At 70.1% G+C, this 19010-nt stretch carries 22 protein-coding genes and 1 tRNA gene; 14 read left to right on the top strand and 9 right to left on the bottom strand.

Going from position 1 to position 19010, the window contains the following annotated elements; all coding sequences use genetic code 11:
* Positions 1–28 precede the first annotated feature (28 nt).
* Positions 29–568 (top strand): 16S rRNA (guanine(966)-N(2))-methyltransferase RsmD, encoded by a 540-nt coding sequence (rsmD, locus tag BS69_RS0105740; RefSeq protein WP_029941016.1) that lies wholly within the window; start codon positions 29–31, stop codon positions 566–568.
* Positions 569–574: 6 nt separating this feature from the next.
* Here rsmD and BS69_RS0105745 read toward each other — a convergent pair whose 3' ends face one another.
* Positions 575–943, bottom strand: coding sequence for a hypothetical protein (locus BS69_RS0105745; protein WP_029941017.1), 369 nt, complete (start codon positions 941–943; stop codon positions 575–577).
* Between the two features lie 18 nt (positions 944–961).
* Complete coding sequence (locus BS69_RS0105750) at positions 962–1552, bottom strand: SOS response-associated peptidase (protein WP_037504398.1); 591 nt, start codon at positions 1550–1552, stop codon at positions 962–964.
* Positions 1553–1698: 146 nt separating this feature from the next.
* Between BS69_RS0105750 and BS69_RS0105755 the strand changes: the two genes are divergently transcribed.
* Positions 1699–2004, top strand: a complete 306-nt coding sequence (locus BS69_RS0105755) for a glycine zipper 2TM domain-containing protein (protein WP_029941019.1) — start codon at positions 1699–1701, stop codon at positions 2002–2004.
* An 85-nt stretch (positions 2005–2089) separates the two neighbouring features.
* Positions 2090–3202: a hypothetical protein gene (locus BS69_RS0105760; protein ID WP_029941020.1), complete on the top strand. Its 1113-nt coding sequence runs from the start codon at positions 2090–2092 to the stop codon at positions 3200–3202.
* Here the strand turns inward: BS69_RS0105760 and BS69_RS0105765 are convergent.
* Both BS69_RS0105765 and cysE read right to left on the bottom strand, forming a co-directional pair.
* The gene (locus BS69_RS0105765) at positions 3183–3527 is read right to left on the bottom strand and encodes a DUF2794 domain-containing protein (RefSeq protein ID WP_029941021.1); all 345 of its coding nucleotides are present in this window, start codon (positions 3525–3527) and stop codon (positions 3183–3185) included. The two genes, BS69_RS0105760 and BS69_RS0105765, sit on opposite strands and share 20 nt — an antisense overlap.
* The gene (cysE, locus tag BS69_RS0105770; RefSeq protein WP_029941022.1) at positions 3524–4210 is read right to left on the bottom strand and encodes a serine O-acetyltransferase; all 687 of its coding nucleotides are present in this window, start codon (positions 4208–4210) and stop codon (positions 3524–3526) included. The genes BS69_RS0105765 and cysE overlap by 4 nt, the downstream gene beginning before the upstream one ends.
* A gap of 141 nt (positions 4211–4351) precedes the next feature.
* Between cysE and BS69_RS0105775 the strand changes: the two genes are divergently transcribed.
* Positions 4352–5116, top strand: coding sequence for a sulfite exporter TauE/SafE family protein (locus BS69_RS0105775; protein WP_029941023.1), 765 nt, complete (start codon positions 4352–4354; stop codon positions 5114–5116).
* 4 nt (positions 5117–5120) lie between these two features.
* On the opposite strand, the gene BS69_RS0105780 is transcribed toward BS69_RS0105775, so the two are convergent.
* Positions 5121–5798 (bottom strand): DUF2490 domain-containing protein, encoded by a 678-nt coding sequence (locus tag BS69_RS0105780; protein ID WP_029941024.1) that lies wholly within the window; start codon positions 5796–5798, stop codon positions 5121–5123.
* Between the two features lie 106 nt (positions 5799–5904).
* Here BS69_RS0105780 and obgE point away from each other — a divergent pair, with 106 nt between their 5' ends.
* Positions 5905–6948: a GTPase ObgE gene (gene obgE / locus BS69_RS0105785; protein ID WP_029941025.1), complete on the top strand. Its 1044-nt coding sequence runs from the start codon at positions 5905–5907 to the stop codon at positions 6946–6948.
* Entirely contained in the window at positions 6945–7850 is a 906-nt protein-coding gene (locus BS69_RS0105790; RefSeq protein ID WP_029941026.1) for an NAD-dependent epimerase/dehydratase family protein, read from the top strand. The genes obgE and BS69_RS0105790 overlap by 4 nt, the downstream gene beginning before the upstream one ends.
* 7 nt (positions 7851–7857) lie before the next feature.
* Here BS69_RS0105790 and BS69_RS14220 read toward each other — a convergent pair whose 3' ends face one another.
* The gene (locus BS69_RS14220; RefSeq protein ID WP_156956916.1) at positions 7858–8007 is read right to left on the bottom strand and encodes a hypothetical protein; all 150 of its coding nucleotides are present in this window, start codon (positions 8005–8007) and stop codon (positions 7858–7860) included.
* Between the two features lie 123 nt (positions 8008–8130).
* Here BS69_RS14220 and purS point away from each other — a divergent pair, with 123 nt between their 5' ends.
* Together purS and purQ are read left to right on the top strand one after the other, a co-directional pair.
* Complete coding sequence (purS, locus tag BS69_RS0105800) at positions 8131–8367, top strand: phosphoribosylformylglycinamidine synthase subunit PurS (protein WP_029941027.1); 237 nt, start codon at positions 8131–8133, stop codon at positions 8365–8367.
* On the top strand, positions 8364–9035 hold the full coding sequence (gene purQ, locus BS69_RS0105805; RefSeq protein WP_029941028.1) for a phosphoribosylformylglycinamidine synthase subunit PurQ: 672 nt from the start codon (positions 8364–8366) through the stop codon (positions 9033–9035). Before purS ends, purQ begins: the two co-directional genes overlap by 4 nt.
* Here the strand turns inward: purQ and BS69_RS14225 are convergent.
* Positions 9032–9205 (bottom strand): hypothetical protein, encoded by a 174-nt coding sequence (locus BS69_RS14225; RefSeq protein ID WP_156956918.1) that lies wholly within the window; start codon positions 9203–9205, stop codon positions 9032–9034. The two genes, purQ and BS69_RS14225, sit on opposite strands and share 4 nt — an antisense overlap.
* A gap of 133 nt (positions 9206–9338) precedes the next feature.
* Between BS69_RS14225 and BS69_RS0105815 the strand changes: the two genes are divergently transcribed.
* The 4 genes from BS69_RS0105815 (at position 9339) to BS69_RS0105830 (ending at position 13046) form a co-directional block, all read left to right on the top strand.
* Positions 9339–9415: transfer RNA gene (locus BS69_RS0105815), tRNA-Arg, on the top strand.
* A gap of 25 nt (positions 9416–9440) precedes the next feature.
* Positions 9441–9989: a pseudouridine synthase gene (locus tag BS69_RS0105820; RefSeq protein WP_029941029.1), complete on the top strand. Its 549-nt coding sequence runs from the start codon at positions 9441–9443 to the stop codon at positions 9987–9989.
* Between the two features lie 35 nt (positions 9990–10024).
* A complete protein-coding gene (locus BS69_RS0105825; protein WP_029941030.1) occupies positions 10025–10855 on the top strand; it encodes a 23S rRNA (adenine(2030)-N(6))-methyltransferase RlmJ in 831 nt (276 codons plus the stop codon).
* Positions 10856–10895: 40 nt separating this feature from the next.
* Positions 10896–13046, top strand: a complete 2151-nt coding sequence (locus BS69_RS0105830; protein WP_029941031.1) for a penicillin acylase family protein — start codon at positions 10896–10898, stop codon at positions 13044–13046.
* On the opposite strand, the gene BS69_RS0105835 is transcribed toward BS69_RS0105830, so the two are convergent.
* Complete coding sequence (locus BS69_RS0105835; RefSeq protein WP_029941032.1) at positions 13047–14291, bottom strand: metal-dependent hydrolase family protein; 1245 nt, start codon at positions 14289–14291, stop codon at positions 13047–13049.
* Positions 14292–14346: 55 nt separating this feature from the next.
* Positions 14347–16341, bottom strand: coding sequence for a TonB-dependent receptor (locus tag BS69_RS0105840; protein WP_051676571.1), 1995 nt, complete (start codon positions 16339–16341; stop codon positions 14347–14349).
* Between the two features lie 107 nt (positions 16342–16448).
* On the opposite strand from BS69_RS0105840, the gene bchI reads away from it, so the two are divergent.
* Both bchI and BS69_RS13625 read left to right on the top strand, forming a co-directional pair.
* Positions 16449–17444, top strand: coding sequence for a magnesium chelatase ATPase subunit I (gene bchI / locus BS69_RS0105845; protein ID WP_029941034.1), 996 nt, complete (start codon positions 16449–16451; stop codon positions 17442–17444).
* The gene (locus BS69_RS13625) at positions 17441–19009 is read left to right on the top strand and encodes a VWA domain-containing protein (protein ID WP_245605116.1); all 1569 of its coding nucleotides are present in this window, start codon (positions 17441–17443) and stop codon (positions 19007–19009) included. Before bchI ends, BS69_RS13625 begins: the two co-directional genes overlap by 4 nt.
* Position 19010: the final 1 nt, after the last annotated feature.

A 19010-nucleotide genomic window follows, 5' to 3' on the forward strand; every position in this document is an offset into this window, starting at 1 on the left:
ACCCCGGCGGTGATAGGGGCTCGTCCCCATGAGGATCATCGCCGGCACATGGCGGGGCCGCCCCTTGGTGGCCCCGCCCTCGCTTTCTACCAGGCCCACCGCCGACCGCACCCGCGAGACCTTGTTCTCGATGCTGGTGAGCCGGCTCGGCAGCTTCGAGGAGCTGCGCGTCGCCGACCTGTTCGCCGGGAGCGGCGCGCTGGCCTTCGAAGCGCTGTCGCGCGGCGCAGGGCATGCGACGCTGGTCGAGACCGACAGCGCCGCGCGCAAGGCGATCGAGGCCAATGCGGCAAAGCTGGGCGCCGCGATCGAGCTGCTCTCAGGCTCGGCGCTCCGCCTCCCCGCCCGCGCGCCCTTCGATCTCATCTTTGCCGATCCGCCTTATGCGGCGGGGTCGGGCGATGCCGTCCGTGAGGCGGTGGAAAAGGCCGGCTGGCTGGCGCCCGGCGGCTGGCTGGCGCTCGAGACCGAGCGGCGCGAAGTCGTGACGCCGGGCGGCCTCGACCTCGACACCGAGCGGGAGACCGGCCGGGCGCGGATCACCCTCCTCAGGCGACCCGCGGCCTGACCTTTTCTACTTCTTCGCCGCGGGCTTGGCCGGAGCGGCGTCCTTGGCCGCGGTGAATTCCTTGAGCAGTCGCGCACCGATTGCGGCCGCGGCGGCCTTGCCGGCCTTTTTCGCGCTGTCGGCCGACTTGATCGCGTCGGCATTCTTCGAACCGGCCTCGGCCACCGCCGCGACCGCCGCCAGCGCGCCGGCCGCGAGCAGTTCGGAGACGAGCGGATGATCGGCAAGCTTGGACAGGGCCTCGAGCGGATGGGGCCGCTCGGTGAAGCGGATCTTGAGCTTGGCGCCCTTACCCTTCTTCGCCTTGTCCTTGGCCTTCTTCGGCTTGGCAGCCTCGGGCTGGTCGCCCTTCTTCGCCTTCTTGTCCTTGGCCATCGTCCATTCCCCTGATCGTTACGGCAGACGTCGCATATCGGTGTCGGCATAGGGGACCGCAAGTTCGCAGGCGGTCGCCGCCTCGCTGTCGAGCCAGCGCGGGACGTCGGCCGGGCGGAGCATCACCGGCATCGCCTTGGGGTGAACCGCGCCGACGGTCGCATTGGGCTCGCAGGTGAGAAAGGCCATGTAGGCGATCCCGCCCTCGCCCGGGCGCCACAGGCCGGCGAAGGCGAACAACGGCTCGGATTCCTCGTGAAGCCCGAACCAGACCTTGCGCTTGGAGCCCTTCTCCCCCTCCCATTCGCAGAAGCGCGTGACGGGGACGATGCAGCGGCGATCGGGCCGGTTGAGCGCGCTTCGCCAGAAGGGGCTGGCAAGGTTTCGGATGTTGGTCACTGGCCGGCCTTTGGCCGCGGCGGGCCCGGGGAAACCCCATTCCATGAGATCGAGCCTGAGGCCGCCGGTCTCGCCCCGGCGGAGCACCGGCGCGGGCTTGCCCGGATAGATTTCGGCGAACGGCGGAAGGTTGCTGGTCTCGCCGTCGAAGCTTCCGAACAGGCGCTTCATCTCGTCCACGCTCGCGGTCATCGAGTAGAGATTGCACATGCCCTGCTTCGTCCCGTCGGAGCTTCCGCGTCGCTTGGCCGTTAATGGCTTATCCAACGCTTAACCATGCTGATCATTGCTCGACCGTTCAGGTTCAGATGTCCAGACAAGGGAAGCGATACCGCAACGAGACAGGAGAAGACGAGATGCGGAAGATGATGCTGGCGCTTGCCGCCACCAGCCTGGCGGTCCCCGTCGCCATGGCCCCCGAGGCTTCGGCGCGGACGCGCTATTATTCGGGCAAGACCTGGTACGATGGCCAGGGCCGCCTGCGCTGCCGCCGCAACAACGGCACCACCGGCCTTATCGTAGGCGCGGCCGGCGGTGCGCTGATCGGCCGTGCGATCGACACCCGCGGCTCGCGCGTGACCGGCACCATCGTCGGCGCCGCCGCCGGTGCGCTGATCGGCCGCGAGGTCGAACGCAGCCGCAAGCGCTACGTCTGCCGCTAAGCCGGCCTGACGCGGCAACTGCGCCGCTGTATTGACACAATAGCACACCTCCCTGTAGCCTCCGCGGCAACAGGGAGGTGTTTTCATGTACACACAGAACGACCTCGATGAGGCGGTGGCGGCCGGGGCGATCAGCCCCGAGTCGGCGACCGCCCTTCGCACCTTCGTCGATAACCAGCGCAGCGCGCCCGGCGTCGACGAAGAGCATTTCCGGCTGATCACCGGCTTTAACGACATCTTCGTCTCGATCGCAGCGGCGATCCTGCTGTTCGCGGTCGGCTTCCTCGGCCAGAGCCTCGGCGCCGCCGCTGGCCTGCGGATCGAGACCGACGGTCCCTCGCCCGTCGCGCCGGCGCTGATCGCCGCCACCGCCTGGGGTCTCGCCCTCTTCTTCACCGCGCGGCGCCGCATGGCCCTGCCTTCGATCCTGCTCCTCCTCGCCTTTGTTGGCGGGGTCGTCGCGGCGGTCGGCTTCACGGGCGTGCTGACGGTCGGCGAGCAGCGCTTCGACGGGCCCAATGACGGCGGCGAAGTCGTCGCCGGCATGGTCGCGGCGATCGCCGCAGCTGCGGGTGCCGCCGCCGCCTGGCTGCACTGGAAGCGCTTCCGGGTTCCGATCACCGTCGCCGCCGGCGCAGCCTCGGTCGCGGGGATTGTCGTGGCGCTGGTCGCGGCCAGCCTCGGCGACGTGCCGATGCTCAAGACCTTCGTGCTGGCGACTGTGCTGCTGCTGGGGGTCGGCGTGTTCCTATTCGCGATGCGCTGGGACAGTTCGGACCCCGCCCGCGTCACCCGCCGCTCGGACGTCGCCTTCTGGCTGCACCTGCTGGCGGCGCCGATGATCGTCCACCCGGTCTTCACCCTGCTCGGGCTGAACGACGGCGACGCGACCATCGGCGAAGGCCTGACCATCGTCGGTATCTACGTGCTGCTGGGGATCGCCGCTTTGGCGATCGACCGCCGAGCGCTGCTGGTCTCGGCGCTGGCCTATGTGCTGTTCGCGCTCAACAGCCTGTTCGAGACCTTCGGCGCGGTCGGCATCAACATCGCGCTGACCGCGCTGATCATCGGCTCGGCGCTGCTGCTCCTGTCGGCCTTCTGGCACCAGGCGCGGGCCGCGATCGTTGAGCGGCTTCCCGACGGCCTGCAGCATTACCTGCCGGCCACCGGCGCGCGGGTCAGTCCGCAACCAGCTTGATCAGCCGGCGCTCGAGCGGGGCGAGCACGGGTCCGAGCTCGTGTCCCCGCTTGAGCACCGCGCCATGTTCCGAGACCAACGCCCACGCCCCTTGCTTCACCCGAAGCGAGGGGCGTTTTTCGATGCGGATTTCGGGCCGCTCGGCAGTGCGACGGAAGGCGGCGAAGCTGGCGAGGTCGGGCGCGAACTGCATGGCATAGTCGCGCCAGTGCCCCGCCGCGACCATCCGGCCGTAGAGGTCGAGGATCTTCTGAAGTTCCCAGCGGTCGAAGGTGGCGACGGCTTTCCGGTCAACGCGCCCCGGAAAGGGAGTGACGCTGCTCACGCGCTCCGGGTCTCCGGCCGGGGCTGGCGCCGCGTCTTGAGGCTGGCGAGTTCGGCGCGAAGCTCGGCGAGCTCCTCCTCCATCGTCGCGAGCCGGGCGCGGACCGGATCGACGTCCTCGCCGCAGGGCGTGCCATAAGGGACGAAACCCGGGCTGTAGTGGACGAGATCGACCGGCACCGGCCGCGCGGGGATCCCGACCACGGTGGTGTCGGGAAGCACGTCCTTGGTCACCACGCTATTGGCCCCGACCCGGCCGCCGCGGCCGATGGTGATCGGGCCCAGCACCTGCGCGCCCGAGCCAATCACGACATTGTCCTCGAGCGTCGGGTGGCGCTTGCCGCCGATTCCCGTCGAGGGATTGGTCCCGCCGAGGGTCACGCACTGGTAGATGGTGACATTGTCCCCGATGGTGGCGGTCTCGCCGATCACCGTGAAGCCATGGTCGATGAAGAAATGGCGGCCGATGGTCGCGCCGGGATGAATGTCGATCCCGGTCATGAAACGGCTGAAATGATTGACGAACCGCGCCAGCCAGGTGAGCTTTCCCATCCACAGCCAGTGGGCGATGCGATGGTAGAGCAGAGCCCAGGCGCCGGGGTAGAGGATGACGTCCCACCGGCTTCGTGCCGCCGGGTCCCGTTCCTTCACGCTGTCCAGATATTCGAGGAGTGCCAGAGCCAAACGGCGCGTCCTTAAGTGTGGCTGTTCGGCGTGAATGTATGTCTTCCCGGCGCGGTTGCAAAGGATGCGGGCCGCCCCGCCCCTTCTCGCTCGCCCCGATGTGGGGCATGGGAGCCAACCGAACAGCGCGAGGTCGCCGCCATTTTCGCCGAAATTGCCGCCGATCCCGCGCTGCTCCTCCCCTTCATCCTGATCGGCTTCGCCGCCCAGCTGATCGATGGCGCGCTCGGCATGGCCTATGGGACCATCAGTTCGACCCTGCTGGTCGGCATGGGCGTTCCGCCGGCGGTGGCGAGCGCGGGGGTGCATACCGCGGAGACCTTCACCACCGGGATCAGCGCGGTCAGCCATGTCGCCCACCGCAACGTCGACTGGCGGCTGTTCACCCGGCTGGTCCTGCCCGGGGTGATCGGCGGGGTGCTCGGCGCCTATGTGCTGAGCAACATCCACGCCGATGCCGCGCGGCCGTTCGTGCTCGCCTATCTGCTACTGCTCGGCCTCTATCTCTTCTGGCGTGGCTTCACGCATCGCCATGTGGTGAGGCCGCCGAAGATCGTCGCGCCGCTCGGCCTCGTCGGCGGTTTCCTCGACGCGGCGGGCGGCGGCGGCTGGGGGCCCGTGGTGACCTCCAACCTGATGGTTCAGGGCAGCGAGCCGCGCTTCACCATCGGCACGGTCAACACCGCCGAATTCTTCCTGACGCTGACGATCTCGGCGACGTTCCTGCTGACGCTCGGCTGGGAAGCATTCACCACCACCATCATCGGGCTGCTGATCGGCGGGGTCGTCGCCGCTCCGCTCGGCGCGGTGATGGCCAAGCGGATCGCGGCCGACAAACTGCTGGTGATGGTGGGAATCGTCCTGACCGCCACCAGCAGCTGGGGTTTGTGGCGCCTCCTCGCCTAGCCGATCAGAGGCTCAGGCCGAGCGAGATCGAGGCAACGTGGTCGATGTTGTCGGGCCCGCCGCGGACGATGCCGTACTGGTTGAGATAGCCCGCCTCGACGTTGAGCTGCTTCGACAGCGGCACATTGACCGCGACGAGGTTGCGGAAGCGGTCGAGCCCGTTGACCTTCTGAAACGGGGTCTTCTTCAGATTGACGAAGGCTTCCGAGCTCAGGGTCAGCGAGGTCTTGCCGACCAAAGGGTGCGAATATTTGAGATAGGGCCGCATCCGCCAGGCGGTGCCGTCGACATTCTCGCGCCAGCGCTGCTCGAGCCGAAGCCGGCCGCTCAGTGAACCGCCGCCCAGCTTGGCGATGTTGTCGACCGTCACCTGCTCGCGGGCACGGTGCTCCATCATCGTGAAGTCGCCCGCGGCGTAGAGCGGGTTGTGGACGTAGCCGCCGGCCAGCGTGACCTTGGAGTCGAGCTTGTAGCCGAGCATGGTCACCGCCTCGACCTCGTAGAGGCCGTTGCGATTGTCGCTGAAGCGGCCGATCAGCTCCTGCGAGATGCGCCACTTGGGATCGAGCTTCACCGTGGCGGTGGCACCGGTCCAGACCTGGCTGTCCTCCCGCGCGGCGGCGGGTGTGGCGACGAATGCCGCGCACAGCGCGACGGCGGCAGAAATCGAAAAGTTCTTCATGGGATGCCCCTTCAAGCTCGAGGCGCGCCATGTCACAGCGATGTTACGCTTGTGTGTCAGCGCGCGCGATTGGCCTTTGCCGAGCGTCGCGGCTAAAGGCGGGCCCATGCATTTCCTTGACCAGGCCAAGATCTTCGTCCGCTCGGGCGCGGGCGGGCCGGGCGCCGTCAGTTTCCGGCGCGAAAAATATATCGAATATGGCGGACCCGACGGCGGCAACGGCGGCAAGGGCGGCGACATCGTGTTCGAGGCCGTCCACGGCCTCAATACGCTGATCGACTTCCGCTACACCCAGCATTTCCGGGCTCCGCGCGGCAAGGGCGGCGCGGGCTCGAACCGCTCGGGCGCCTATGGCGAGGACCTCGTCATCAAGGTGCCGGTTGGGACCCAGATCCTCGCCGATGATGAAGAACGCACCGTGCTCGCCGATCTCACCCGCGAGGGCGAGCGGATCGTCTTCCTCAAGGGCGGTGACGGCGGCCGCGGCAATGCCAGTTACAAGACCAGCACCAACCGCGCGCCGCGCCAGCACCAGAAGGGCTGGCCAGGCGAGGAGATGGCGGTGTGGCTGCGGCTGAAGCTGCTCGCGGACGTCGGGCTCGTGGGCCTGCCCAATGCCGGCAAGTCGACCTTCATCAACGCGGTCACCAATGCCGATGCCAAGGTGGGCGCCTACGCCTTCACCACGCTCCGCCCGCAGCTCGGCGTCGTCAGCCACCGCCAGCGCGAATTCGTCGTCGCCGACATTCCGGGGCTGATCGAGGGCGCCGCCGACGGCGCGGGCATCGGCGACCGTTTCCTCGGCCATATCGAGCGGACCCGCGTGCTGCTGCACCTCGTCGACTGCAACGATGAGGACGTGGCCGAAAGCTACCGGATCGTCCGGACCGAGCTCGATGCCTATGGGGCGGGGCTCGAGGAAAAGCCGGTGGTGGTCGCGCTGAACAAGGTCGACACGATCGACGCCGAGTTGATCGAGGCGCTGTCGGCCGAGCTCGCGGAGGAGAGCGGCGCGAAGGTGTTCGCGCTGTCGGCGGCGGGCGGAATCGGGCTGGAAGCGGTGCTCGACGCGCTCGCCGACTATCTCGATGCGCCTTCCGAGGACGATCCGCCCGAGGACGCGGCGGAAAAGGCCTGGTCGCCGCTGTGAGGATCGCGATCACCGGCGCGACGGGGTTCGTCGGCGGCCGGCTGCTGGCGCTCGCCGTCGAGGAAGGCCACGAGGTCGTCGCGCTGACCCGCCGCTCGCAGGGCGAGCGTCACGGCGTGACCTGGGTGCAGGGGGCGCTCGACAATCGCCAGGCGCTCCAGCGGCTGGTCGAGCATGCCGAGGCGGTGATCCATGTCGCGGGCGTCATCAATGCGCCCGATAAGGCGGGCTTCGAGGCGGGCAATGTCACGGGCACGCTGGCGGTGCTGGCGGCGGCGACCGCGGCCGGGGTGCGCCGTTTCGTCCATGTCTCGAGCCTCGCCGCGCGCGAGCCAAAGCTGTCGGACTATGGCGCGTCCAAGGCCCGGGCCGAGGAACTGGTTTCCCGCAGCGGGCTCGACTGGGCGATCGTCCGGCCGCCCGCAGTCTATGGGCCCGGCGACCGCGAGACGCTTGAACTGTTCAAGGCGGCCCGGCTGGGCCTGGTCCCGCTGCCGCCGGGTGGGCGGCTCAGCCTGATCCATGCCGACGACCTTTCGCGCCTTTTGCTGGCGCTGGCCGATCCCGCGGCACCGTCGCAATTGCTGGTCGAGCCCGACGACGGCCGCGAGGGCGGCTGGACCCACCGCGAATTCGCCGCGGCGCTGGCGGCCGCGCAGGATCGTCGGGCGATTGCCCTTCCCGTGCCCGCGGCGATGATCCGGATGGGCGCGAGGATCGACGGGCTGCTGCGGCGCGACAAGGCCAAGCTCACGCCCGATCGCGCGGCCTATTTCTGCCACCCCGACTGGACGGTCGATCCGGCCCGCCGTCCGCCCGAATCTTTGTGGTCACCGCGCATTCCCACCCCGCAGGGCCTTGCCGACACCGCCGACTGGTACTGCCGGCACGACTGGCTTTGAGCCGGGCTCAGCCCTTCGCCTTGTAGCCCGCCACCGCGCCGAGCAGGAACGCGGTCAGCAGCGCGAGCGACACCCGGCCGCCGGGATCGGACCAGTGGAAATAGGTCGGACCCACCAGGAACAGTCCGAGGAACAGCGCAGTCGCAAAATAGGCCATGAAAGCGGTCCCCTTACCCCCTGGTGCGGCATCCAGGTGCCGAGCGCAGGATGCGGGCTAATGCTTGCTCAACCCTTACCCATTGTCCATAGGCGCCGTGACCAAAGCGGGAGTGACAAGGCGATGAAGGCGCGGGTGCTGGTAACCCTCAAATCCGGTGTGCTCGATCCCCAGGGCAAGGCCATCCATCATGCGCTGGAAGGCCTCGGCTTCCGCGGCGTCAACGACGTTCGCGCGGGCAAGCTGATCGAACTCGACGTCGACGAGAGCGTCGACGACCAGGCGATCGAGGAGATGTGCCGCAAGCTCCTCGCCAATACCGTCATCGAGAATTTCAAGATCGAGCGGGCGGCGTTATGAAGAGCGCGGTCCTCGTCTTCCCCGGCTCCAATTGCGACCGCGACCTCGCCGTCGCGCTGGAGCGGATCGGGGGGGCCAAGCCGCACATGGTCTGGCACCGCGAGACCGCCCTGCCCGACGGCATCGATCTCGTCGCCATTCCCGGCGGCTTTTCCTACGGCGACTACCTGCGCTCGGGCGCCATGGCGGCGCGCTCGCCGATCATGCAGGCGGTGGTCGAGGCCGCGGGCAAGGGCACGCCGGTGCTCGGCATCTGCAATGGCTTTCAGGTGCTGACCGAGACGGGCCTCCTGCCCGGCGCGCTGATGCGCAACGCCGGCCTCAATTTCGTCTGCCGGTCGGTGCCGCTGCGGGTCGAGAACAACCAGACCATCTTCACCCGCGGCTACGAAGCGGGCGAAGCGATCACCATCCCCGTCGCCCACCATGACGGCAATTACCAGGCCGATGCCGAGACACTCGCCCGGCTCGAGGGCGAGGGCCGGGTCGCGCTGCGCTACACCGCGCCGGTCAACGGCTCGGCCAACGACATTGCCGGGATCGTCAACGACGCCGGGAACGTCCTCGGCCTGATGCCGCATCCCGAACGCGCGGCCGAGACGGCGCATGGCAATGAGGACGGGCGACGCCTGTTCGAAAGCCTGCTGGGCGCGCTCGAGACCGCCTAGGGGCGGCGCGGCGTGACGTCGAGGCAGCCGGTCGTCGCCGGCGGCAAGGCGCACAGCCAGACGCGGTCGGGACCCCTGGGATCGACCACCAACGTCCGCCGTTCGAGCGTCATCGGGTCGGTGACGATGACGATCGTCGCGGCCTCGGCCGCCGCGGGCGACGCAAGCATCAGAAGCAGCAATGCGGCCCGGGTTCGTCGCATGACCTTGTCCCCTGTCGTGCTCGTTCAAGACAGGCCAGCGGCGTTGAACTGCCGATGAACGGCTTGAGCGCGCGGCCGCACCCGCCTAGCGAGGGGCCGGGCGCCCGTAGCTCAGCTGGATAGAGCACGTGCCTTCTAAGCTCGTGGTCGCAGGTTCGAGTCCTGCCGGGCGCGCCACCTCGCACACCACGACCGGATGACGATGGCGCGGCTGATCCTGTTCAACAAACCCTATGGGGTGCTGTCGCAGTTCACCGACCGGGGATCGCCGACCGCTCGCGCGACGCTGTCGAACCATATCGCGGTGAAAGGCGTCTATCCCGCCGGGCGGCTCGACCGGGACAGCGAGGGCCTGCTGCTGCTGTGCGACGACGGGCGGCTGCAGGCGCGGATCGCCGATCCCCGGTTCAAGCTGCCCAAGACCTATCTCGTGCAGGTCGAGGGCGACCCGCAGGAGGAGGCGCTGGAGCGGTTGCGCAAGGGCGTGCTCCTCAACGACGGCATGACCCGCCCGGCCGAAGTCGCGATGATCGACGACCCCGGTCTGTGGCCGCGCGATCCGCCGATCCGCGTGCGCAAGTCGATTCCCGATCATTGGCTTCAGATCTCCATCCGCGAGGGCCGCAACCGGCAGGTCCGGCGAATGACCGCGGCCGTCGGCCTTCCGACCCTCCGGCTGGTGAGATGGGCCATTGGCGACTGGACCGTGGCAGGGATCGCGCCCGGCGAATATCGGGAGATCGCGGTCTAGGTGCCGAGGCTTCTGCGTCCTAAAGCGCGCTCCCGATGAACTACCGCCACTCCTTTCATGCCGGGAACAGCGCCGATGTGGTCAAGCACAGCCTGCTGATCGCGCTTGTCCGCGCGCTCCAGCAGAAGCCCGCTGCGCTGACCCTGATCGACACCCACGCCGGCAGCGGCCTCTACGACCTCGAGGGCGAGACCGCGCAGCGGACCGGCGAAGCGCTGGAAGGCGTGGTTCGGGCGCTGGCCGACGGCAGCCCGCTGCTCGACGACTATCGGGCCGCGGTGAATGCGGTGAACGGCGATGGCGAAACCCGTCTATACCCCGGCTCGCCGCTCGTCCTCGCGCAACTGCTCCGGCCGCAGGACGCGCTGATCCTCAACGAGAAGCATCCGCAGGACGTCGTGGCGCTGCGCCAGGCGATGCGCGGCACCCCGGCCGCAATCCACCAGCGTGACGCCTACGAGCTGTGGCTCGCGATGCTGCCGACCAAGACGCCGCGCGGGCTGGTTGTGGTCGACCCGCCCTACGAACAGACCGACGAGCGCGCCCGGATCACGGCCACGCTCGCCGCCGCGCAGCGCAAATGGGCGCATGGCGTGACCGTCATCTGGTATCCGCTCAAGGAGCGCGAGACGCACGAAAAGTGGAAGCAGCAGCTGCGCCGGCTCGGGATCCCGAAGTTCCTGACGATCGAGCACTGGCTGTTCGATGCCGAGCAGCCGGGAGTCTACAACGGTGCCGGCCTGTTCGTCGTCAATCCGCCTTATGCCTTCACGCAGGGACTGCCGCCGATGCTCGAGGCGCTGCGCAGCGCGCTCGCGCCCGAGGGACATCGCGGCTCGCTCACCGCGGAGTGGCTGAACCCCTGAGCCTCTTGCCGAGCGGCGGCGGGTCGCGCAGCATCCGTGGATGACCCTCGCCCTCCGCCGCACCGCCCCCCTCGCCTTTCTCGTCCTCGCTGCCGCGGCCCCGGCGCCGGTCCCGGTGGAGGCGCAACGGGTGAGCATTACCCGCGACGACTGGGGCATCGCGCACATCAAGGGCAAGACCGACGCCGACGCCGTGTTCGGGATGATCTACGCCCAGGCCGAGGACGACTTTCCGCGGATCGAGGCCAATTACCTGACCGCGCTCGGGCGCACCGCCGAGGCCGAAGGCGAAAAGGCGATCTGGCAGGATCTGCGCGCCCGGCTCTACGTCAGCGAAGCCGGGCTCAAGGCCGATTATGCCGCGAGCCCGCCGTGGCTCAGGCGGCTGATGGACAGCTGGGCGGCGGGGCTGAACTACTATCTCGCGACCCACCCCGAGGTGCGCCCGCGCGTGCTGACCCGGTTCGAACCGTGGATGGCGCTCAGCTTCACCGAGGGGAGCATCGGTGGCGACATCGAGCGGATCGACCTCGGCAAGCTCCAGCGTTTCTATGGCGGTACGACGTCGCAGACGGCGGCGGCCTATGACGGGGAGCCACGTGGCTCGAATGGAATCGCAATCGCCCCGCAGCTGACCGCCGACGGTCACGCGCTGCTGCTGATCAATCCCCACACCAGCTATTTCTTCCGGGCCGAGCAGCAGGTGTCGAGCGAGGAAGGGCTCAACGCCTATGGCGCGTCGACCTGGGGGCAATTCTTCATCTACCAGGGGTTCAATCCCGACATCGGCTGGATGCACACGTCGAGCGGGGTCGACAGCGTCGACCAGTTCGCGTTCGACGTCCGGGCCGGTGCCGCGCAGCCGCGATACCGCGTTGGCAAGGACTGGCGGCCGCTCGCCCGCCGCGACGTGACCCTGCGTTACCGGACCGCGGACGGCCACCTCGCCAGCCGGACGTTCCGGACCTGGGCCACCCCGCAGGGCCCGATCGTCGCGGCCGAGGGCAGGCGCTGGATCGCCTTTGCGATGATGGACCGGCCGGTGGCCGCGCTCCAGCAGAGCTTTCTGCGGACCAAGACCAAGGACCTCGCCTCGTTCATGAGCGTCGCCGACCTCAAGGCCAACAGCTCGAACAATACGCTCGTCGCAACCCGCAAGGGCGAGGTCGCCTACCTTCATCCCCAGTTCGTGCCCCGCCGCGACGACCGTTTCGACTATCGCGGCGTGGTCGACGGGAGCGATCCGCGGACCGCCTGGCGGGGGCTGCACGCGGTAGCCGACCTTCCCAACGCGCTTCGGCCCGCCACCGGATGGGTCCAGAACACCAATGCCTGGCCCTATCGCGCCGCGGGCAGCGCCAGCCCCGATCCCAAGCGCTTCCCGCGCTACATGGACAGCTTCGGCGAAAATTATCGCGGCCTCCACGCGCAAGCGCTGCTGACGGGGTCGAAGGGGTGGACGCTCGAGGGGCTCCGCGCGGCGGCCTATGATCCCGACCAGCCGGGCTTCGCCGAGCTCCTTCCCCCGCTCCTCGCCGCCTATGACGCGCTGCCGCCAGCCGACCCCCGGCGCGCGTTCCTGGCCGGGCCGATCGCCGCGCTGCGCGGATGGGACACGCGCTGGAGCGCGGCCAGCGTGCCGCAGACGCTCGCCATGTTCTGGGGCGAGGCGCTCCAGCCCAAGCTTCCGCCTTTGCCCAACGAATCGCGCAACGCTGCCTTCGCCCGCCTGGCCTCTGGAACGACGGGCGCGCAGAAACTCGACGCGTTGGCGCAAGCGGTCACCCGCCTCATCGCCGACTTCGGGCGCTGGCAGGTGCCATGGGGGGAGATCAACCGCTTCCAGCGGATCTCGCCCGCGATCGACCATCCGTTCAGCGACTCGGCGCCGAGCATCCCGCTGCCCTTTTCCTCGGGCATCTGGGGCTCTCTCGCCTCGGTCGGCTCGGGACCGAAGTCGGGCACGAGAAACTGGTATGGGACGAGCGGAAACAGCTTCGTCGCGGTGGTCCAATTCGGACCCCGCGTCCGCGCGGTGGCGATCACGGCCGGCGGCGAGAGCGGCAATCCCGCCTCCCCGCACTTCAACGACCAGGCGCAGCGCTTTGCGGCCGGCGACCTCCGGCCCGTCTATTTCTACCCGGACGAACTGAAGGGCCACACCGAACGGACCTACCGCCCGGGCCAATGATCAGTCGCGGGCGACCCGCCCGTTCTTGACCACCATCCGGACCCGCCGGACGGCGGTGATGTCGGCGGTCGGATCGCCCTCGACCGCGACGAGGTCGGCGCGAAGGCCCGGCCGGATGCTGCCCCGGTCGGGCAGCGCGAACGCCGCGGCATTGCCCGCGGTCGCCGCCGCCAGCACCTCGAGCGGACGCATCCCGCCTGCGACCATCAGCGCCATCTCGCGGGCGTTGTCGCCATGGGCATAGACCCCGACGTCGCCGCCCATGCAGATCCGTACGCCCGATTTCAGCGCCGCGGAAAAGGCCCGCCGGCTCTCCGCCACCCCGGCCGGCGCCGGCTCCTGCCCGTTCCAGCCGGCGTAGCGTGCCACCGCGTCGGCTGCGGCGAGCGTCGGGCATAATGTCATCCCCCGCGCCTTCATCGCCGCGAAAATCTCGGCCGTGCCGCCATAGCCATGTTCGATCGTGTCGGCGCCGGCCGCGATCGCACGGCGCATTCCCTCCGGGGTCGAGGTGTGGATCGCGACCTCGCGTCCCGCGTCATGCGCCGCCTCGACCGCGGCTTTGAGTTCGGCGAGCGAAAAGGTCGGACGGCTCTCCTCGCCGCTCCGCCAGCGATAATCGCCATAAAGTTTAATCAAGTCCGCCCCGCCCGCGATCTGCTCGCGGACCGCGCGCACGACCTCGTCGATTCCGCTCGCCTCCTGCGCGCCTTGCGGGATGGGAACCCCGGGCTCGAACCCCTTGGGGCCATAGGCGCCGCGCGCGACGATCGCCTTGGTCGCGACGAGGAGATGGGGTCCGGGGACGATCCCCTGATCGATCGCCTGGCGAAGCCCGACGTCCGCGAAACCCGCCCCCTCGGTGCCGAGGTCGCGCAAGGTGGTGAAGCCGGCCTCGAGCGTCTGCCGGGCCGCGACGACAGCCCGCGCGGTGCGCAGCGCAAGCGGCTCGTTCAGCACCTGCGCGTCCCACTTGGCCTCGTTGTAGGGATGGAGGAAGAGATGGCCATGCCCCTCGATCATGCCGGGCATCAGGGTCGTCCCGGGCAATTCGATCACCCGGACGTCGGCCGGGGCGGCAAGGGTGGGGCCGGCCGCCTCGATCCGGTCGCCGCGGACCAGCACCTGCCAGCCGGCATGCACCGCCGCTCCGTCGAAGACGCGGGCGGGCTTGAGAAGCAGGGCGGACGGTCCCGCCGGCTGTGGTTGCGCCACGACAAGGGCGGCAAAAGCGAGGCTGAGCAAGAGCGGTCTCCTTCAGCGCCGAAACGAAGCGTATCGCAGGGCGGCGCGCAAGCGCTCAGCCGCCGATCCTGATCCCCAGCCAGAAGGTGCGCGGGGTGGCCCGCTCGGTCACGCCATCGGCGGTGCGCCCCGCCACCACCGTCGCGTCGAACAGATTCTCGCCCCGAGCGAACAGCGCGACCGACCTTCCGATCGGGAGCGCGCCAAAGGCATCGAGCGTGGTCGCGGCGGGCAGGCGGATGCGGTTGAGGTCGTCCTCATATTGTGCGCCCACGTGGCGCAGCGCGAGGGTGGCGGTCTGCCCTCCGCGCGACCAGCCGCCGCCGAGCGTCGCGACGATGGCGGGCGTCTGCGCCGGGCGGAGGCCCGCGAGGGGCGCGGCGCGCCCCGGCGCGCGCACCCTTGCCCGGCTGAGGCTGAGCGATCCGTCGAGTGACCACGGACCCGAGTGCCAGCGTCCGTTCGCCTCCAGTCCGTGCACCGTGATCGCGCCGAGGTTCTGCCGCTGACGATAGGAACCGCCCGCAGGCACGAAGCCGACCCCGGGAAAGCTGCCCGGGCCGGCTGCCAGCGTCACATTGGCGACAGGATCGACCAGGCGATTGGCGAAGGCGGTGAGCGCGATGTTCAGCCCCTTCCCCTTCCAGTCGATCCCGGCCTCGATCCCGCGCAACCGTTCGGGGTCGAGTGCGGGATTGGCGGCGGTGGCATCCTGCCCGGCCCGGAATGGCCGGAACAGCTCGTTGAGGGTCGGAAGGCGCCAGCCGAGATAGGCCGCGGTGCGCAGCGCGAGGCCGGGCGCCAGGGTGAGGCCGGCCGCGGCGCGCGCGGTCGGGAGCCAGCCCGAGCGGGAGGGATAGGATTGGTCGATGGTCACCTGCCCGGTCGCCAGCAAGGTCTCGCGCAGGCTTCCGTCGCGGATCTGCCAGCGATCGATCCGCGCGGTACCGCTCAGCGTCAGCGCGCCCTCGGTCGCGGTCAGTTCGGTGAAGGCGCCGGCGGTCAGCGACTTGCCCCCCGACTTGCGGTCGCGCGTGGCGAGGCCGGCGACATAACTGCCAAGCTCCTCCGAGCGACCCCGTGCCGCGCGGCCGTCGGTCCCGATCCGCAGTTCGAGGCCCTCGCCGACCGGCGGGCGAAGCTCGGCGCTCCAGCCGAGGGCGCGGCCGGGGACATGATATTGAAGCGAGCTGCGCGTCGCGGTGGTCCGGGCGCTGTTCGTGCTCGCGGCGCTGGCCTCGAAGTGGCGGCGCTGGCCGTAGACGAGCGCCGACCAGGTCCAGTTGCCGCTCCCGACCAGCCGGGCGGAGACATCCTCGCCCTCGCTCCGGTTGGCGGTGAAGGCGAGGCCGCGTTCGCGCCGGTCGAGGAACGCCGAAGCCGCGAGGTCGAGCCGGACCTGTTCCCCCAGCGGCAGCGACCAGCGCAGCCGCCCGCCGCCATTTTCGTAGGGTGAGCGGCGGTCGGCCGGGCCGCGCCGGTCGGCGGTGATCGGCACGAAGCCGTCCCCGCGCGCGCCGTAAGCGGCGAGCGACAAGGTCCCCCCGCCCGCCTCTGTCCCGGCATAGACCCGCGCGGCGATCGCGCCCCGGCTTCCGCCCTCGAGGCTTGCCTCGACCCTGCGGTCGTTGCGACTCTCCATCGCAATGGTGCCGGCCAGCGCCCCCGGTCCGTCGGCCACCCCGCCGCCGCCACGCACGATCCTGACGCTCGCCAGCGCGGACGGGTCGTAGGCCGGCCAGTTGATCCAGCCGCCGAAGGGATCGCTCTGGGGCACGCCGTCGAGGACGAGCAGGGCCCGGCTCGCCGCATTGCCGCCCAGCGCGCGGAGGGTCAGGCCCTGGCTGGTGGGCTGGCCGCTCCGCGCGTCCGAGCGGCGGAACAGCTGGAGCCCGGCCTCCCCCTTCAGGATCTGGTCGAGGCCGGTCGACGCCGTGTCACGCAGCTGCGCGCGGTCGATCACCGTCACCCCGAGCAGACGCTCGACCGCCGGCGCGGGCAAGGCCCGGGCGGTGACGACGATCTCGGCGGGCGGCGGGACGGCTTGCATGACCGGGCTCTAGCAACTTCGCGTGCGTCGACAATCGGTCGTGCTGCACTGGACCATCGTCTGGATTGACGGTAGCAAGTGTGAAGCCGCGTTGACACTGGAGCATCATGGGCGCCTTTCCCTTCTCGGCCATCGTCGGACAGGACGAGATGAAGCGGGCGCTGTTGATCGCCGCGGTCGAGCCGCGGATCGGCGGGGTGATGGTGTTCGGCGATCGCGGCACGGGCAAGTCGACCGCCGCCCGGGCCCTCGCCAATCTCCTGCCGCCGATGGACGTGGTCGCCGGCTGCCGCTTCAATTGCGATCCCAAGGGCGCCAAGTGCAGCCACGGCGGCAATGGCAAGGTCGACCGCATGGCGGTGCCCTTCGTCGACCTGCCGCTCGGTGCGACCGAGGACCGGGTGACCGGCGCGCTCGACATCGAGCGGGCGCTGGTCGCGGGCGAGAAGGCGTTCGAGCCGGGCCTGCTCGCCAAGGCCAATCGCGGCTTTCTCTACATCGACGAGATTAATCTTCTCGAGGACCACCTCGTCGACCTCCTCCTCGACGCGGCGGCCAGCGGCGAGAATGTGGTCGAGCGCGAGAGCCTCAGCGTCCGCCACGACGCGCGCTTCGTGCTGATCGGCAGCGGCAATCCCGAGGAGGGCGAACTTCGCCCGCAATTGCTCGACCGCTTCGGCCTGTCGGTCGAGGTGCGGACGCCGCAGCGCGTCGAAGAGCGGATCGAGATCATGCGCCGCTGCGATGCGGCCGAGCGCGATCCCGCGGCCTTCAAGGCCAAGTGGCGCCGCAAGGAAACGCAGGTGGTGAAGCAGATCGCGGCGGGCCAGGCGCTGCTCGCCGAGGTCGCCGTTCCCGATTCAACGCTCGCCGATGCCGCGCAATTGTGCATGGCGGTCGCCGCCGATGGCCTGCGCGGCGAATTGACCCTGATCCGGTCGGCGCGAGCGCTTGCGGCGCTCGAGGGCGCGACGGCGGTCGGGCGCTCGCACCTGCGCGCCATCGCCCCGATGGCGCTGCGCCACCGCCTTCGCCGCAACGTCCTCGACGAGACCGGCCCGACGATCCGCATCGACCGGGCCATGGCCGACTTGTGGGATTGAGCGACGACGTCGCGCTGGCCGCGCGACTGGTCGCGGCCGACCCTGCCGGGCTGGGCGGAATCTGGCTGCGAGGGGTAAGAGACGAGGAAGCGCTGCTTGCGCTGTTTCCGCCCGGCGCGATCCGCAAGCTGCCCCTTCAGATCGACGAGGAACGGCTGACCGGCGGGCTCGACGTCGCCGCCACCCTGTCGGCCGGACGGCCCGTCCATCGCCCCGGACTCCTCGCCGAAGCGGCCGGGTCGGTGCTGGTGGTGAGCGGCGCGGAGCGGCTCCAGCCGGGGATCGCCGGCCGCATCGCCGCGGCGATGGACGAATCCGGGACGGCGCTTGTCCTGCTCGACCGCGGCGAGGACGACGACCCGCGACCACCGGCCTGCCTGCTCGAGCGGACTGCGTTTCACTTCCTCGATGGCGAAGCGGCGGCGATCGGGGTCGAGCCGGGATCGACGCTGGGCGACGAGGAGCTCACCGCCACCATCGCGGCGGCAGGAGCGGCGCTTGGCATCTCCTCGGCGCGCGCCGACCTCTTCGCCCGCCGCGCGGCACGGGCCCACGCCGGCGCGCGCGGGCACGGCCAGGCCGACGAGCCTGCGCTGGCCTTCGCCGCGCGGACCATCCTCGCGCCGCGCGCCACGCGGATGCCGGCCGAGGAAGCGCCCCCGCCGCCCGAGGACCAGGCGCAGCCGCAATCCCGGACCGAAACCGGCAAGCTCGAGGACGTCGTGCTCGACGCCGTGCGGACCGCGCTTCCCGCCGACCTCCTTGCCTCGCTGCTCGCCGCCGACAGCCTGCGCACCCGAAGCCCGGCGCAGGGCACGGGAGCAAAGCGCACCTCGCCGCAGCGCGGCCGGACCATCGGCGCGCGGCGCGGACGGCCCGGCGGCGGCGCTCGGCTGGCGATCCTCGACACGCTGCGCGCGGCGGCGCCGTGGCAGCGGCTGCGCGGCCGGACCGGGCGGATCCTCCTCACCCGCGACGACCTGCGCATCCGCCGCCACGAGAGCCGCTCGGCTTCGCTCACCATCTTCGCGGTCGACGCCTCGGGCTCGGCGGCGGCACAGCGGTTGGCCGAGGCCAAGGGCGCGGTCGAGACGCTCCTCCAGCAAAGCTATGTGCGCCGCGCCGAGGTCGCGCTGATCGCCATCCGCGGGAATGGCGCGATCCTTCTTCTGCCCCCCACCCGTTCGCTGACCCGGGCCCGCCGGCTGCTCGCCGAACTGCCGGGTGGCGGCGGGACCCCGCTTGCCGCCGGGATCGACGCCGCCCGGGCTTTGGCCGAGGCCGCACCGGCGCGGGGCCGGACGCCATCGGTCGTCCTGCTGACCGACGGCCGCGCCAATATCGCGCTCGACGGAAGCCAGGGCCGCGAGGCCGCGCAGGCCGATGCCAGCGCCGCGGCCCGGCGCCTGGCGAGCGCGGGCATCCGGGCGCTGGTGATCGACATCGGCCCCCGCGCGCGGCCCGAGGCGGCGAGCCTCGCCGCAGGGATGGCGGGACGCTATCTCCATCTTCCCGTCGCCGACCGCGCCGCCGTCAGCCGGGCGGTCGCGGCCTCGGCCGCCTGAG

Source organism: Sphingomonas astaxanthinifaciens DSM 22298 (assembly GCF_000711715.1).
Lineage (GTDB): Bacteria > Pseudomonadota > Alphaproteobacteria > Sphingomonadales > Sphingomonadaceae > Sphingomicrobium > Sphingomicrobium astaxanthinifaciens_A.

Excerpts from the sequence above, each read along its gene's own strand:
- rsmD (WP_029941016.1), top strand. The coding sequence starts at position 29 with ATGAGGATCATCGCCGGCACATGGCGGGGCCGCCCCTTGGTGGCCCCG.
- BS69_RS0105745 (WP_029941017.1), bottom strand. The coding sequence starts at position 943 with ATGGCCAAGGACAAGAAGGCGAAGAAGGGCGACCAGCCCGAGGCTGCC.
- BS69_RS0105750 (WP_037504398.1), bottom strand. The coding sequence starts at position 1,552 with ATGTGCAATCTCTACTCGATGACCGCGAGCGTGGACGAGATGAAGCGC.
- BS69_RS0105755 (WP_029941019.1), top strand. The coding sequence starts at position 1,699 with ATGCGGAAGATGATGCTGGCGCTTGCCGCCACCAGCCTGGCGGTCCCC.
- BS69_RS0105760 (WP_029941020.1), top strand. The coding sequence starts at position 2,090 with ATGTACACACAGAACGACCTCGATGAGGCGGTGGCGGCCGGGGCGATC.
- BS69_RS0105780 (WP_029941024.1), bottom strand. The coding sequence starts at position 5,798 with ATGAAGAACTTTTCGATTTCTGCCGCCGTCGCGCTGTGCGCGGCATTC.
- obgE (WP_029941025.1), top strand. The coding sequence starts at position 5,905 with ATGCATTTCCTTGACCAGGCCAAGATCTTCGTCCGCTCGGGCGCGGGC.
- BS69_RS14220 (WP_156956916.1), bottom strand. The coding sequence starts at position 8,007 with ATGGCCTATTTTGCGACTGCGCTGTTCCTCGGACTGTTCCTGGTGGGT.
- purS (WP_029941027.1), top strand. The coding sequence starts at position 8,131 with ATGAAGGCGCGGGTGCTGGTAACCCTCAAATCCGGTGTGCTCGATCCC.
- purQ (WP_029941028.1), top strand. The coding sequence starts at position 8,364 with ATGAAGAGCGCGGTCCTCGTCTTCCCCGGCTCCAATTGCGACCGCGAC.
- BS69_RS14225 (WP_156956918.1), bottom strand. The coding sequence starts at position 9,205 with ATGCTTGCGTCGCCCGCGGCGGCCGAGGCCGCGACGATCGTCATCGTC.
- BS69_RS0105820 (WP_029941029.1), top strand. The coding sequence starts at position 9,441 with ATGGCGCGGCTGATCCTGTTCAACAAACCCTATGGGGTGCTGTCGCAG.
- BS69_RS0105825 (WP_029941030.1), top strand. The coding sequence starts at position 10,025 with ATGAACTACCGCCACTCCTTTCATGCCGGGAACAGCGCCGATGTGGTC.
- BS69_RS0105830 (WP_029941031.1), top strand. The coding sequence starts at position 10,896 with ATGACCCTCGCCCTCCGCCGCACCGCCCCCCTCGCCTTTCTCGTCCTC.
- BS69_RS0105840 (WP_051676571.1), bottom strand. The coding sequence starts at position 16,341 with ATGCAAGCCGTCCCGCCGCCCGCCGAGATCGTCGTCACCGCCCGGGCC.
- bchI (WP_029941034.1), top strand. The coding sequence starts at position 16,449 with ATGGGCGCCTTTCCCTTCTCGGCCATCGTCGGACAGGACGAGATGAAG.